Consider the following 14,900-nt stretch of genomic DNA (forward strand, 5'->3'; position numbering starts at 1 on the left):
CGCCCCGCCCCACTGCAGCGGAAGCCGGCCGGCCACCTCGCCCAGCCGGACCCCGGCCTGCCCGACGCCGGAGAGCCAGTTGGCCGCCTTGAGCCCGAAGGTGGACGGCAGCGAATGCTGGGTCAGCGTGCGGGCAACGGTGATCGTTCCGCGGTGGTCATCGGCCAGTCTGGCCAAGGAGCGCGCCGCTGACTTCAGGTCCGTCTGGATGACGTCCAGCGCCCGCTTGGCCATCAGCAGCAGTGCGCTGTCCAGGATGTCCTGGCTGGTGGCGCCCTTGTGTATGGCCGCGGCGGCCGCCGGATTCCCGGCCTTGACCAGCGCGCGCAGGTCCGCCAGCAGCGGGATCACCGGGTTGCCGCCGCCCTGCGCCCGCTCCGCGAGTCCGGCCGCGTCGTACTGGTCCGCGGTGGAAGCCGCTGCCACCGCTGCCGGGATCCCGGCGTCGATATAGCCGCCGTCCGCCAGGACCCGCACCCACTCCAGCTCCACGTCCAGCATGGCCTGGATGAAATTCGAATCGCTCGTTAAACGGGATACTGCTGTCCCGGCCGTAGCCGGGGACAGCAGCCCGAAATCAGCGTTGTCCGCTGTCTTCATCTGTAATTAGGCTCCCGGGTAGCTCAGGAAAACCGTCTCGTTGTCGCCCTGCAGCCGGATGTCGAAGCGCAGGTCGCCGTTGGCTTCGCGCTCGGCGATCAGCGTGCGGCGCCGCTCCTCCGGCAGCGAGGACAGCAGCGGGTCGTTCGCCAGGGCCTCGGCGTCCTCCGGAAGGTAGATCCGGGTGAAGAGCCGGTTGAGCAGGCCGCGGGCGAAGACCGTCAGCAGGATGAACGGGGCCTTGCCTTCTTCCGTGGGGCCGGGGTTGACCGTGGTGAAGGTGTAGTGGCCCACGTTGTCGACGGCGACGCGGCCCCAGCCGGTAAAGGTATGGTCGTCGCGGACCAGGGAGCCGTCCTGGCGGGAGATCTTGCCGTGCTCGTCGGCCTGCCAAATTTCCAGCATCGAATCCGGGATCGGCTCGCCGTGGCCGTCGGTCACCACGCCGTGCAGCCGGATGGAGCCGGGATGGGCGCGGTGGACCAGCTCGTGGCCCTTCTCGAAGGGCAGGGCATAGCCGTAGAACGGGCCGATGGTCTGGCCGGGGGTTGCGACAAGCTTGGTCGTTGCCTCAGTCATTACTCTGCGTCCTCGTCTTCCATCCAGGTCCGGTTGCTGCCGGTGAGCACGATGTCCCAGTTGTAGCCGGTGTTCCACTCATGGCTGGTGATGCTGTGGTCGTAGGTGGCGACCAGGCGGTCGCGCGCCTTCTGGTCCGTAATGGACTGGTAGATCGGGTCGAGGGAAAACAGCGGGTCGCCCGGGAAGTACATCTGCGTGATCATCCGCTGGGTGAAGTCCGTGCCGAACAGCGAGAAGTGGATGTGCGCCGGGCGCCAGGCGTTATGGTGGTTCTTCCACGGGTACGGCGCGGGCTTGATGGTGGTGAACTTGTAGGAGCCGTCGTCTCCGGTGATGCAGCGGCCGACGCCGGTGAAGTTCGGGTCGATGGGGGCCGGGTGCTGGTCGCGCTTGTGCACGTAGCGGCCGGCCGCGTTGGCCTGCCAGATTTCCACCAGCTGGCCGCGGACCGGACGGCCATCGCCGTCGAGCACCTTGCCCTGCACGATAATGCGCTCGCCGATCGGTTCACCGTTGTGCTGGATGGTCAGGTCCGATTCCAGTGCGTGCACATCGCGGTGGCCGAAGGCGGGCGACCAGAGCTCAATGGTCTCCGGGTCCACGTGGTGCAGGTCCTTGGTGGGATGGCGCAGCAGCGAGGAGCGGTACGGCGCAAAGTCGATGCGCGGCTGGGTTTCCTCGCTCCCGCCGGCCTCGACACCCTGGCGGTAGGCCGCGTGGATGTCGCCGATTTCCTTGTTGATGGTCTCCTGCGAGTCCGCGGTGGCGGCAGGATCCAGGACGTGGCTGTTCTCGAAACTCTCCGCTTGGGTTTCGGCGCTCATCGGGAACTCCTTTCTCGGGCAGTGGCAGTTGATCGTGGGATGGATGGCGGAGCGGCCGGTACCCGGGGCACCGGCCGCCCGAGGCTAGCTGTGCGGCCAGCCGGTGTAGGACTCGGCCAGGTACTGCTGGCCGTAGCGGGAGCCGACGACGGTCTGCAGTTCACCCAGGGCACGCTTGGTTTCGAACGGGTTGGCGTCCTTGCGGGTGTGCAGCATGTTGGTCATCCAATAGGAGAAGTTCTGCGCCTTCCACACCCGGCGCAGGGCCGTCTCGCTGTAGCCGTCCAGCAGGTCCTTGGACTTGTTGGCGTAGTAGGAATCGATGGCTTCGAAGAGCACTTTCACGTCGGCAAAGGCCAGGTTGAGGCCCTTGGCGCCGGTCGGCGGGACGGTATGCCCGGCGTCGCCGGCCAGGAACAGGTTGCCGTAGCGCATCGGCTCGCAGACGTAGGAGCGGAACTTCAGGATCATCTGTTCGAAGATCGGGCCGCGCTTGAGCTGGAAGCCGTCCGGGCCGTCCACGCGCTTCTGCAGTTCGTCCCAGATCTGGTCCTCGGTCCACTTCGAGGCGTCCTCGTTCGGGTCGGCCTGGAAGTACATGCGCTGGACGGTATCGCTGCGCTGGGAGATCAGCGCGAAGCCGTGCGGCGAATTGGCGTAGATCAGTTCGTCCGAGCTCTTCGGGGCCTCGGTGAGGATTCCGAACCAGGCGAAGGGGTACTCAATGAAGTTGTCGGTCCGGTGCTCCTGCGGAATGGCCCACTTGCAGATGCCCTGCGAACCGTCCGCGCCGACGAGGATATCGCAGTGGACCTCGAACGGGTTGCCCTCGGCATCGGTGAAGCGGATCTTCGGGGTGTCCGTGGTCATGTCGAGGATCTCGGTGTCCGTGACCGAGTAGCGGACATCGCCGCCGTCGCGCTCGCGGGCCGCAGCCAGGTCCACAAAGACCTCGTTCTGGGCGTACAGGGTCACGGTGGCCCCGACCAGCTCGGGGAAGTTCAGCCGGTGCGACTCGCCGTTGAAGCGCAGGTCGATGCCTTCGTGCTCCATGCCCTCGGTCAGCACGCGGCCGTTGACGTCCGTGTCGGTGAGCATCTTGACCGAGCCGGCTTCAAGGATGCCGGCGCGGTGGGTGTGGCGGATCGTCTCGTGGTCGCGCTTTTCCACCACGATGTTCTCGATGCCGGACTTGGCCAGCAGGTGCGAGAGCATGAGGCCGGCCGGTCCGCCGCCGACAATGCCCACCTGGGTCTTGATGATCTGCGGGTTCGCCATAGAGTCTGCTCCTTCGGGTCGGATGTGCGCTGGATCTAAACCCAGTGTGACCGGACGAACACACTGCCCGCCTTCCCATTCTTATTCAATGGGAATTACGACGTCGGGAGCAGAGTTACTGGGGCAGCTCGCCTACTGTGCGGGAGATTCCGCGGGCCCCTGCCATCAGGACGGGCACGATCGACTGCAGGTTCTCCAGGCCCAGCGGCAGGACCACTCCGATGGCCGCGATGGCGTGGCCGGCCCGGCCGAGCACCGGAACCGCCAGGCCGGTGGTGTCCGTGTCCACGCGCCCGTCGAAGGAGGCGTAGCCCTGGTTGCGGATTCCGGCCAGCTGCCGGCGGGCGTCGAAGGTCACCGGGTCGACCATGGCCACGGCCTCCGGATGCCGGGCGAGGTAGGACTCCTGGACGTAGTTTGGCGAGAACGCCAGAAGCACCATGCCCATCGCCGTGCGGTGGACCGGCATCCGGCCGGCGACCTTGGCCTGGTTGACCACGGATCCAAGGCGCGAGAGCCGCTCGATGACCAGTACGTCGTCGTCCTTGAGGATGGCGAGCTGGGTGTGCTGGCGCACGACGGACTGGATGTCCTCCAGGAACGGCATCGCCGCCTGGCGCAGGTCCAGCGCGGGCGAGCTGCGGTTGGCCAGCTCCCACAGCCGCAGCCCCAGCCGGACTTCGCCGGAGGGCTCCTTGCTCAGCAGTTCATGCCGGGTCATCTCGTCGACGAGGCGGTAGGCGGTTGCGAGCGGCACGTCCGCACGCCGCGCGAGCGTGGCCACGCTCATGGAGGGACGCCCCGCATCGAAGGAATCCAGGATGCGCACGAACCGCTCCAGCATGGAGTCCCCGGAGCGCGAATTGGCCATATCCCTAGGTTAATGCAGGAGCACCCCCTGCTCCCGTGACGGGTGCAGGGGGTGCTCCTGGTTCAGGCTTTAGCGGTAGTCGCCGCCCATGTCGTAGTCATCCAGTGGGATGGCATGGAACTCGGGCGTCAGGCCGCCGTCGACTCCGGGGTAGTCGAAGTCGCTGAAGGCGCTCGGGCCGGTGAAGAGGTTCGCCTTGGCTTCCTCCGTCGGCTCGACCGCGACCGCGTTGTAGCGCTCCAGGCCGGTGCCGGCCGGGATCAGCTTACCGATGATCACGTTCTCCTTCAGGCCCAGCAGCGGGTCGGACTTGCCTTCCATGGCCGCCTGGGTCAGGACCCGGGTGGTCTCCTGGAAGGAAGCCGCCGACAGCCAGGACTCGGTGGCCAGCGATGCCTTGGTGATACCCATCAGCTCGTCACGGCCGTTGGCCGGGGTCTTGCCCTCGGAAACAGCCTTGCGGTTCTCGGCCTGGAAGCGGCTGCGCTCGGCGAGCTCACCCGGCAGCAGGTCCGTTTCGCCGGACTCGATGACGGTGATGCGGCGCAGCATCTGCCGGACGATGACCTCGACGTGCTTGTCGTGGATGCCGACACCCTGGCTGCGGTACACGCTCTGGACCTCGTCAACCAGGAACTTCTGCGCCTGGCGCGGGCCGAGGATACGCAGCACCTGCTTCGGGTCCTTCGCACCGACCACCAGCTGGTCGCCGACGTTGACGTGCTGGCCGTCTTCGACCAGCAGCCGTGCACGGCGCAGCACCGGGTAGGCAACTTCCTCGGATCCGTCGTCCGGAGTGACGATGATGCGCATCTGGCGCTCGCCGTCCTCGATGGACACGCGGCCGGCAACCTCGGACATCGGGGCCACACCCTTCGGGGTACGGGCCTCGAAGAGCTCCTGGATACGCGGCAGACCCTGGGTGATATCGCCCGCGGAGGCAACACCACCGGTGTGGAAGGTACGCATGGTCAGCTGGGTGCCCGGCTCGCCGATGGACTGCGCGGCGATGATGCCGACGGCCTCGCCGATGTCCACGGTCTTGCCGGTGGCCAGCGAACGGCCGTAGCACAGCGCACAGGTACCGACGGCGGACTCACAGGTAAGCACGGACCGCACCTTGACATCGGTGATGCCTGCGTTGATCAGCTGGTCGATCAGCACGTCGCCGACGTCCGAGCCGGCAGCGGCGAGCACCTCGCCGTTGGAGTCCACGACGTCGACCGCGAGGGTGCGGGCGTAAGCCGAGTTCTCCACGTCTTCGTGCCGGTGCAGTTCCCCGTTGGCGTCCACGGTAGCGATCGCGGTGTTCAGGCCGCGCTCGGTGCCACAGTCCTCTTCGCGGACGATGACGTCCTGGGACACGTCCACCAGACGGCGGGTCAGGTAACCCGAGTTGGCGGTACGCAGAGCGGTATCGGCCAGGCCCTTACGGGCACCGTGGGTCGCGATGAAGTACTCCAGCACCGACAGGCCCTCGCGGTAGGAGGACTTGATCGGACGCGGGATGATTTCACCCTTCGGGTTGGCCACCAGGCCGCGGATACCCGCGATCTGGCGCACCTGCAGCCAGTTACCACGGGCACCGGAGGACACCATGCGGTTGATGGTGTTCTCCTTGGTCAGGCTCTTGCGCATCGCGTCGGCGACCTCGTTGGTCGCCTTGTTCCAGATGTCGATCAGTTCCTGGCGCCGCTCGTCGTCGGCGATCAGGCCCTTGCCGTACTGGGACTCGACCTTGGCTGCCTGGGCTTCGTAGCCTTCCATAATGGCGGGCTTCTCGGCCGGGGCGGCGATGTCGGAGATCGCCACGGTCACGCCCGAGCGGGTCGCCCAGTAGAAACCGGCGTCCTTCAGGTTGTCCAGCGTGGCCGCGGTGACGACCTTCGGGTAGCGCTCGGCCAGATCGTTGACGATCGAGGAGAGCTGGCCCTTGTCGGCCACCTTCTCCACCCACGGGTAGTCCTCGGGCAGGGTCTCGTTGAAGAGCACCTGTCCCAGCGAGGTCTCGATCAGCGCGGACTGGCCTGCTTCCCAGCCTTCCGGAGCCGGCTGGTCACCGCTGGGCACGAAGCCCGGCACGCGGATCTTGACCACGGCGTTGAGGTGCAGCTCATCGGCATCGAAGGCCATGATGGCCTCGGCCGGCGACGCGAAGACACGTCCCTCGCCAACAGCGCCTTCGCGCTTGCTGGTCAGGTGGTGCAGGCCGATGATCATATCCTGCGACGGCAGGGTCACCGGACGGCCGTCCGACGGCTTCAGGATGTTGTTCGAGGAGAGCATCAGGATGCGCGCCTCAGCCTGGGCCTCCGGGCTCAGCGGCAGGTGCACAGCCATCTGGTCGCCGTCGAAGTCAGCGTTGAACGCACCGCAGACCAACGGGTGCAGCTGCAGCGCCTTGCCTTCGACCAGCTGCGGCTCGAACGCCTGGATGCCGAGGCGGTGCAGGGTTGGCGCACGGTTGAGCAGCACCGGGTGTTCGGTGATGATCTCTTCGAGCACGTCCCAGACCTGCGGGCGGTAGCGCTCCACCATCCGCTTGGCGCTCTTGATGTTCTGCGCGTGGTTCAGGTCCACCAGGCGCTTCATCACGAACGGCTTGAACAGCTCCAGCGCCATCTGCTTGGGCAGGCCGCACTGGTGCAGCTTCAGCTGCGGACCGACCACGATGACCGAACGGCCCGAGTAGTCCACGCGCTTGCCCAGCAGGTTCTGGCGGAAGCGGCCCTGCTTGCCCTTGAGCATGTCGGACAGCGACTTCAGCGGACGGTTGCCCGGTCCGGTGACCGGACGGCCGCGGCGGCCGTTGTCGAACAGCGAGTCGACCGCTTCCTGCAGCATGCGCTTTTCGTTGTTCACGATGATCTCGGGAGCACCGAGATCCAGCAGGCGCTTCAGGCGGTTGTTGCGGTTGATGACGCGGCGGTACAGGTCGTTCAGGTCGGAGGTCGCGAAGCGGCCACCGTCCAGCTGCACCATCGGGCGCAGTTCCGGCGGGATCACCGGGACGGCGTCCAGCACCATGCCCAGCGGGCTGTTGGTGGTGGTCAGAAACGCGTTGACAACCTTCAGGCGCTTCAGCGCACGGGTCTTGCGCTGGCCCTTGCCGTTCTTGATGACATCGCGCAGCGCCTCGGCCTCGGCATCCAGGTCGAAGCCTTCCAGGCGCTTCTTGATGGCCTCGGCACCCATGGAGCCTTCGAAGTACAGGCCGTAGCGGTCGCGCAGTTCGCGGTACAGGCCCTCGTCACCCTCGAGGTCGGCGACCTTGAGGTTCTTGAAGCGGTCCCAGACCTGCTCGAGCCGCTCGATGTCGGCGTCGGCGCGCTTGCGCACGTTGGCCATCTGGCGGTCGGCGGAATCGCGGGCCTTCTTCTTGTCGGCAGCCTTGGCGCCTTCGCCTTCGAGGCGCGCCAGCTCGTCCTCGAGGTCGCGGGCGATCGCCGCGATGTCGGAGTCGCGGGTGTCGGCCAGCTGCTTCTTCTCCAGGTCGTGCTCGGCCTGCAGGTTCGGCAGCTCCTCGTGGCGGCGCTGGTCGTCCACGCTGGTGATCATGTAGGCAGCGAAGTAGATGACCTTCTCCAGGTCCTTCGGTGCCAGGTCCAGCAGGTAGCCCAGGCGGGACGGGACGCCCTTGAAGTACCAGATGTGCGTGACCGGAGCGGCCAGCTCGATGTGGCCCATGCGCTCGCGGCGCACCTTGGCACGGGTGACCTCGACGCCGCAGCGCTCACAGATAATGCCCTTGAAGCGCACGCGCTTGTACTTGCCGCAGTAGCATTCCCAGTCGCGGGACGGGCCGAAGATCTTCTCGCAGAAGAGGCCGTCCTTCTCGGGCTTGAGCGTGCGGTAGTTGATGGTTTCCGGCTTCTTGACCTCACCGTAAGACCAGTCGCGGATTTCTTCCGCGGTGGCAAGGCCGATTCGCATGAGGCCGAAGGAGGATTCGCTGGACATATGGTCCCTGTTCTCTCTTGTTCTCTAAATCTGAATGTCTTTGACGGGTACGGAAAGAGGTACGACGGCGGACGGCCGGCTTGGGAGCGCCGGCCACCGCTGCGCCGCTAGACCTCTTCTACAGAGCTCGGCTCGGCCCGGGAAAGGTCGATGCCCAGCTCTTCCGCGGCCCGGAAGACTTCTTCATCCGAGTCACGCATTTCAATCGTGGTGCCGTCCGTGGAGAGCACTTCCACGTTCAGGCACAGCGACTGCATTTCCTTGATCAAGACCTTGAAGGACTCGGGAACACCCGGCTCCGGGATGTTCTCGCCCTTGACGATGGCTTCGTAGACCTTGACGCGGCCGTGGATGTCATCGGACTTGATGGTCAGCAGTTCCTGCAGGGTGTACGCGGCACCGTAGGCCTCGAGGGCCCACACTTCCATTTCACCGAAGCGCTGGCCGCCGAACTGCGCCTTACCGCCCAGCGGCTGCTGGGTGATCATCGAGTACGGGCCGGTGGAACGGGCGTGGATCTTGTCGTCCACCAGGTGGTGCAGCTTCAGGATGTACATGTAGCCCACGGAAACCGGGTCCGGGAACGGCTCGCCGGAGCGGCCGTCGAACAGCCGGGCCTTGCCGGAGGAACCGATCAGGCGTTCGCCGTCGCGGGTGACGTTGGTGGCGCCGAGCAGGCCGGTGATCTCATGCTCGCTGGCACCGTCGAACACCGGGGTGGCAACCGTCGTCGAACCCGTCTGGCGCGGCAGGTTCGGCAGGTTCTTGACCCATTCCGGATCGCCCTCGATGGTCCAGCCCTGCTTGGCGGCCCAGCCAAGGTGGATCTCCAGCACCTGGCCGACGTTCATTCGGCCCGGAACACCCAGCGGGTTCAGGACGATGTCCACCGGCGTGCCGTCCTCGAGGAACGGCATGTCCTCGATCGGCAGGATCTTGGAGATGACGCCCTTGTTGCCGTGGCGGCCGGCGAGCTTGTCGCCGTCCGTGATCTTGCGCTTCTGGGCGACGTAGACGCGGACCAGCTGGTTCACGCCCGGGGGCAGCTCGTCGTCGTTGTCGCGGTCGAAGATGCGCACGCCGATGACCGTGCCGGACTCGCCGTGCGGCACCTTCAGCGAGGTGTCGCGGACTTCGCGGGACTTCTCGCCGAAGATCGCGCGCAGCAGGCGCTCTTCCGGAGTCAGCTCCGTCTCGCCCTTCGGGGTCACGCGGCCCACCAGGATGTCCCCGGCTTCGACCTCGGCACCGATGTGGATGATGCCGCGCTCGTCCAGCTGGGAGAGCACTTCCTCGCTCACGTTCGGGATGTCGCGGGTGATTTCCTCGGCACCAAGCTTGGTGTCGCGGGCGTCAACCTCGTGCTCCTCGATGTGGATGGAGGTCAGCACGTCGTCGGAGACGATGCGCTGGCTCAGGATGATGGCGTCCTCGAAGTTGTGGCCTTCCCAGGACATGAACGCGACCAGCATGTTCTTGCCCAGCGCCAGTTCGCCCTGGTCCGTGGAGGGGCCGTCGGCGATGATGCTGCCGAGCTCGAGGCGCTGGCCTTCGGCAACCAGCACGCGCTGGTTGTAGGCGTTGCCCTGGTTGGAGCGGGCGAACTTCATGATCGGGTAGTGCGTCTCGGTGCCGTCGTCATTCAGGACGGTGACCAGGTCCGCGGACACTTCGGTGACCACGCCGGGCTTGGCGGCCACGACGGAGTCGCCGGCGTCGACCGCGGCGTAGCGCTCCATGCCGGTACCGACCAGCGGAGCCTCCGAGCGCAGCAGCGGCACAGCCTGGCGCTGCATGTTCGCGCCCATGAGCGCGCGGTTGGCGTCGTCGTGCTCCAGGAACGGAATCAGCGCGGTGGCCACGGAGACCATCTGGCGCGGGGAGACGTCCATGTAGTCGACGTCCTCGGCCTCGATCAGGACCGGCTCGCCCTCGCCGCCGCGCTGGCGGACCAGCACGAGCTCTTCGGAGAACTTGTTGTCCTCGTCCAGCGGTGCGTTGGCCTGCGCGATCACGCACTCGATCTCGTCATCGGCGGTCAGGTAGTCGATCTGGTCGGTGACGACACCGTTGACGACCTTGCGGTACGGGGTCTCGATGAAGCCGAACGCGTTGATGCGGCCGTAGGAGGCGAGCGAGCCGATCAGGCCGATGTTCGGGCCTTCAGGGGTCTCGATCGGGCACATGCGGCCGTAGTGCGACGGGTGGACGTCACGGACTTCCATGCCGGCGCGGTCGCGGGACAGGCCGCCCGGGCCGAGCGCGGAGAGGCGGCGCTTGTGGGTCAGGCCGGCCAGCGGGTTGTTCTGGTCCATGAACTGCGACAGCTGGGAGGTTCCGAAGAACTCCTTGATGGCAGCCACAACCGGGCGGATGTTGATCAGGGTCTGCGGAGTGATGGCCTCCACGTCCTGGGTGGTCATCCGCTCGCGGACCACGCGCTCCATGCGGGACAGGCCGGTGCGGACCTGGTTCTCGATCAGCTCGCCGACCGCGCGGATGCGGCGGTTGCCGAAGTGGTCGATGTCGTCGATTTCGACGCGGATCTCATGGTCCTCGCCGTCGCGCTTGCCCGGGATGGTCTTCTCGCCGGCGTGCAGCGCGACCAGGAACTTGATCATCGCGACGATGTCGTCGATGTTCAGCACCGAAGCATCCGGATCGTCAACAGCCTTGTCGATGCCGAGCTTGCGGTTGATCTTGTACCGGCCGACCTTGGCCAGGTCATAGCGCTTCGGGTTGAAGTACAGGTTGTCCAGCAGGGACTGGGCAGCCTCGACCGTCGGCGGCTCGCCCGGACGGAGCTTGCGGTAGATGTCCAGCAGGGCATCTTCCTGGGTCTCGGTGGTGTCCTTCTCCAGGGTGGCGCGGATGGAATCGTAGTCGCCGAAGGTCTCCAGGATCTGGCCTTCGGTCCAGCCCAGGGCCTTCAGCAGCACGGTCACGGACTGCTTGCGCTTGCGGTCAAGGCGCACGCCGACCTGGTCGCGCTTGTCGATCTCGAGCTCGAACCAGGCGCCGCGGGACGGGATGATCTTGGCGGTGAAGATGTCCTTGTCGCTGGTCTTGTCCGCAGCGCGCTCGAAGTAAGCGCCCGGGGAACGGACCAGCTGGGAGACGACGACGCGCTCGGTGCCGTTGATGACGAAGGTGCCCTTTTCGGTCATCAGCGGGAAGTCGCCCATGAACACGGTCTGCTGCTTGATTTCGCCCGTGTTGTTGTTCATGAACTCCGCCTTGACATACAGCGGAGCGGAGTAGGTAGCGTCCCGGTCCTTGCACTCCGCCATGGTGTACTTGGGATCGGCGAATTCCGGCTCGGAGAAGCTCAGGGACATGGTGCCCTGGAAGTCCTCGATCGGGGAGATCTCTTCGAAGATGTCGGACAGGCCGGACGTGGTGGCTACGCCCTGGTTGCCTTCTTCCTGTGCCTTCGCGACGCGCGCCTTCCAGCGCTCATTGCCGACCAGCCAATCGAAGCTGTCCGTCTGAAGGGCAAGGAGATTGGGAACATCCAGCGGTTCGTGAATCTTAGCGAATGAGATTCTGCGGGTTGCTCCGTCGTTCGACGAGGCGTCCAGCAGGCTGTTAGCGGTATCAGTATTAGAGGTGCTCGAGGCGACCAAGAGAGGGATCCTTCCACAGACCTTCAGGCTTGTACGCGCTTCCGCACTTCCGGCACTCTAAAGTGCCGGTACAACCAGACCGGATCCGCTATATGATCCAAGCCCCCGCCGGATTCCCGTTAAATACAGGAAGGCGTGGCGATGCCCACCGCTATATGAAGGCCGAAGGTTAAGAGGGAAGACGCAAATAATTACTCTACGCCGCAGCCTCGTGAATGTCCAGCGGGCGGCAGAATAACCGGAGGATCGGTTTGCCGCAATGGGCATCCTCCGGTGTGTCGGCGATTGACACCCGACTTGTAACCAATGGCCTTGGCGCGCGTGTGCTTCTCCCCCGGCTCCGCCATGGAACAACGCCCGGACCTGCTGCGTTCCATTCTATGGGAACGCGTCGATTTCAGGCGCCAGCTAACTGTAGCCTTTGTGGAACAGCTATTTCAAGGATGAAAGCGAGCAGCAGGCAGTGTCAGAGAACCGAAACGATGTGGTCATCCTCGGCGGCGCACGCACCCCGCTGGGCCGGCTCAAGGGCCAGCTGGCTGCCTTCAGCGCGGTCGAGCTCGGCGCAAAGGCGATCGCCGGCGCCCTCGAACGCACCGGCGTCTCGCCGGATGCCGTGGACAGCGTCATCATGGGCCAGGTCATCCAGGCCGGGGCCGGCCAGAACCCGGCCCGCCAGAGTGCCATCGCCGCCGGGATCGGCTGGAACGTGCCGACCGTGACGATCAACAAGGTCTGCCTCTCCGGACTGGCAGCCATCAGCGATGCCGCCCGGCTGGTGCGCAGCGGCGAGGCCAGCGTCGTCATCGCCGGCGGACAGGAATCGATGACCAATGGCCCGCATGTCCTGCCGGGATCACGCCAGGGCTGGACCTACGGCAGCGTCAACGTCCTGGACTCCGTGGCGCACGATGGCCTGACCGATGCGTTCGACCACGAATCCATGGGCGCCTCCACCGAACGCCGCAATGCGGACCTGGGTATCAGCCGCGAAGCCCAGGATGAAGTGGCGGCGGCTTCCCACCAGCGGGCCGCCGCGGCAGCCGAGACGGGGATTTTCGACGACGAGATCGTGCCGGTCACCGTCCCGCAGCGCAAGGGGGACGACCTTGTGCTCACCCGGGACGAGGGCGTGCGCCCGCAGACCACCGCCGAATCCCTGGCGCCGCTGCGCCCTGCCTTCGCCGCGGATGGCACCATTACCGCCGGAAACTCCTCTCCCCTCTCGGACGGTGCCTGCGCCGTCGTCGTGACCTCCCGCGGCTACGCGGAAGACAACGGACTGAATTGGCTCGCGGTAGTCGGCAAGCCCGGCCAGGTGGCCGGCCCGGACACCTCGCTGCACTCGCAGCCGTCCAATGCCATCAACCACGCGCTGAAGCGCGCCGGCTGGACGACGGCCGACCTCGACTTCATCGAGATCAACGAGGCGTTCGGCTCCGTCGCGGTCCAGTCTCTGAAGGACCTGGACTACCCGCTGGAGAAGTGCAACCTGCATGGCGGAGCCATCGCGCTGGGCCACCCTATCGGGGCGTCCGGTGCCCGGCTGGCGCTGCACGCCGCACTGGAACTGCAGCGGCGCGGCAGCGGCAAGGCGGCGGTGTCCCTGTGCGGCGGCGGCGGCCAGGGCGAAGCCCTGCTGCTGTACCGCGACTAGGCTCGGCAATGTCGGAAGCAGCCGGCCTGGACCGGTTCCTGGCGGATGCGCGCGGACGCGGGATCGATGTCGACGTCGTCCCGCGTCCGCCGGCCCGCAGCCTTGCGGAAGCGGCGGACCTGCTCGGGATCCAGCCGGCGGACATCGTCAAGTCGCTGGTGGTCAAGCACAAGGACGGCTCGTTCCTGTTCGCGCTCGTCCCCGGCGACCGGCAGATCTCCTGGCCCAAGCTGCGCGCCCTGCTCGGCGTGAACAAGCTGTCGCTGCCGCCGGCGGACGTCGCCTTCGAGGCCACCGGCTACCCGCGCGGCACCATTACCCCGCTGGGCAGCACGACGCCCTGGCCGGTCTTCGCGGACGAGGCCATCGCCGGCCGCCGCATTTCGATGGGCGCAGGTGACCACGGCCACTCGGCGTTCCTGCAGGCCGATGACCTGATCGCGGCACTCAACGCCACCACCGCGGATATCAGCGACCCGGCCTGAGCCGGCCCCTGACGCACAAGAGCCCCGCACCTTCGCAGTGCGGGGCTCTTGCGTAAAGCTAAGAAGCTTACTTGACGGTGACGGTGGCACCGGCAGCTTCGAGAGCTTCCTTGGCCTTGTCGGCAGCTTCCTTGTTGGCGCCTTCCAGGACCGGCTTCGGAGCGCCGTCGACCAGGTCCTTGGCTTCCTTCAGGCCGAGGGAAGTCAGGGCACGGACTTCCTTGATCACTGCGATCTTCTTGTCGCCGGCAGCCTCGAGGATGACGTCGAATTCGGTCTTCTCTTCGGCAGCAGCTTCGCCTGCGCCGCCGGCAGCCGGGCCAGCAACGGCAACAGCAGCAGCGGTGACCTCAAAGGTCTCTTCGAACAGCTTGACGAACTCGGAGAGCTCGATGATGGTCAGTTCCTTGAAAGCTTCGATGAGCTCTTCGTTGGTGAGCTTCGCCATGATTGGCGTCCTTCCTATTGGGGGTGTCCAGCCGTGCGGCTGCGCACCAAGAGTTGTGGATGGGGAAGAGAATCAGTTCTCTTCTGCGGCAGCCTCGGCCGGAGCCTCGGTTGCCTCGGCAGCGGGAGCTTCTTCAGCCGGGGCCTCGGCTGCTGCCGCGCCCCCGTTCTCCTCCTGCTTGATGCGCAGAGCGTCGATGGTGCGGGCGAGGGCAGCCATCGGAGCCTTGAGCACGCCGGCCACGCGGGCCAGCTGGTGTTCGCGGGACTCGAGAGCGGCCAGCGCTGCGACAGCGGAAGCGTCCAGGGCCTTGCCCTCGAAGTATCCGGTCTTGATGACGAGCTGCGGGTTGGACTTTGCGAAATCCGTCAGGGACTTGGCGGCTGCAACGGCGTCACCCTTGATGAAGGCGATAGCAGTAGGTCCGGCAAGCTGGCCTTCGAACGCGTCGATGCCGGCTTCCTTGGCTGCAATGCCAGTCAGGGTGTTCTTGACGACGGAGAACTTGGTCTCCTGGCCGAGAGAAACACGCAGCTCCTTGAGCTGTGCAACGGTAAGCCCGCGGTATT

Annotated in this window: 11 protein-coding genes; 2 read left to right on the forward strand and 9 right to left on the reverse strand. The window is 66.0% G+C overall.

The window, feature by feature from the left end; genetic code table 11:
• The 7 genes from D477_RS14325 to rpoB all read right to left on the reverse strand — a co-directional run.
• Positions 1-600, reverse strand: a 600-nt coding sequence (locus D477_RS14325; RefSeq protein ID WP_005270568.1) for a lyase family protein, incomplete at its 3' end; no start/stop codon positions are given.
• 6 nt (positions 601-606) lie between these two features.
• Positions 607-1,179, reverse strand: a complete 573-nt coding sequence (pcaG, locus tag D477_RS14330; protein ID WP_005270569.1) for a protocatechuate 3,4-dioxygenase subunit alpha — start codon at positions 1,177-1,179, stop codon at positions 607-609.
• Positions 1,179-2,006 (reverse strand): protocatechuate 3,4-dioxygenase subunit beta, encoded by an 828-nt coding sequence (pcaH, locus tag D477_RS14335; RefSeq protein ID WP_005270589.1) that lies wholly within the window; start codon positions 2,004-2,006, stop codon positions 1,179-1,181. The genes pcaG and pcaH overlap by 1 nt, the downstream gene beginning before the upstream one ends.
• 84 nt (positions 2,007-2,090) lie before the next feature.
• Positions 2,091-3,284, reverse strand: a complete 1,194-nt coding sequence (locus tag D477_RS14340; protein ID WP_005270591.1) for a 4-hydroxybenzoate 3-monooxygenase — start codon at positions 3,282-3,284, stop codon at positions 2,091-2,093.
• A 115-nt stretch (positions 3,285-3,399) separates the two neighbouring features.
• A complete protein-coding gene (locus D477_RS14345) occupies positions 3,400-4,155 on the reverse strand; it encodes an IclR family transcriptional regulator (RefSeq protein ID WP_005270596.1) in 756 nt (251 codons plus the stop codon).
• A gap of 69 nt (positions 4,156-4,224) precedes the next feature.
• Complete coding sequence (locus tag D477_RS14350) at positions 4,225-8,115, reverse strand: DNA-directed RNA polymerase subunit beta' (protein ID WP_005270599.1); 3,891 nt, start codon at positions 8,113-8,115, stop codon at positions 4,225-4,227.
• A 107-nt stretch (positions 8,116-8,222) separates the two neighbouring features.
• A complete protein-coding gene (gene rpoB / locus D477_RS14355; protein ID WP_005270601.1) occupies positions 8,223-11,741 on the reverse strand; it encodes a DNA-directed RNA polymerase subunit beta in 3,519 nt (1,172 codons plus the stop codon).
• 463 nt (positions 11,742-12,204) lie between these two features.
• Here rpoB and D477_RS14360 point away from each other — a divergent pair, with 463 nt between their 5' ends.
• Both D477_RS14360 and D477_RS14365 read left to right on the forward strand, forming a co-directional pair.
• Complete coding sequence (locus D477_RS14360; RefSeq protein ID WP_043847108.1) at positions 12,205-13,398, forward strand: acetyl-CoA C-acetyltransferase; 1,194 nt, start codon at positions 12,205-12,207, stop codon at positions 13,396-13,398.
• Positions 13,399-13,406: 8 nt separating this feature from the next.
• Positions 13,407-13,883 (forward strand): aminoacyl-tRNA deacylase, encoded by a 477-nt coding sequence (locus D477_RS14365; protein WP_005270604.1) that lies wholly within the window; start codon positions 13,407-13,409, stop codon positions 13,881-13,883.
• 67 nt (positions 13,884-13,950) lie between these two features.
• Here D477_RS14365 and rplL read toward each other — a convergent pair whose 3' ends face one another.
• Together rplL and rplJ are read right to left on the reverse strand one after the other, a co-directional pair.
• A complete protein-coding gene (rplL, locus tag D477_RS14370; RefSeq protein ID WP_005270606.1) occupies positions 13,951-14,331 on the reverse strand; it encodes a 50S ribosomal protein L7/L12 in 381 nt (126 codons plus the stop codon).
• A gap of 72 nt (positions 14,332-14,403) precedes the next feature.
• The coding region (gene rplJ, locus D477_RS14375; RefSeq protein ID WP_005270609.1) for a 50S ribosomal protein L10 at positions 14,404-14,900 on the reverse strand (497 nt) is incomplete at its 5' end.

The sequence above is a fragment of the Arthrobacter crystallopoietes BAB-32 genome (assembly GCF_000328305.2).
Lineage (GTDB): Bacteria > Actinomycetota > Actinomycetes > Actinomycetales > Micrococcaceae > Crystallibacter > Crystallibacter crystallopoietes_A.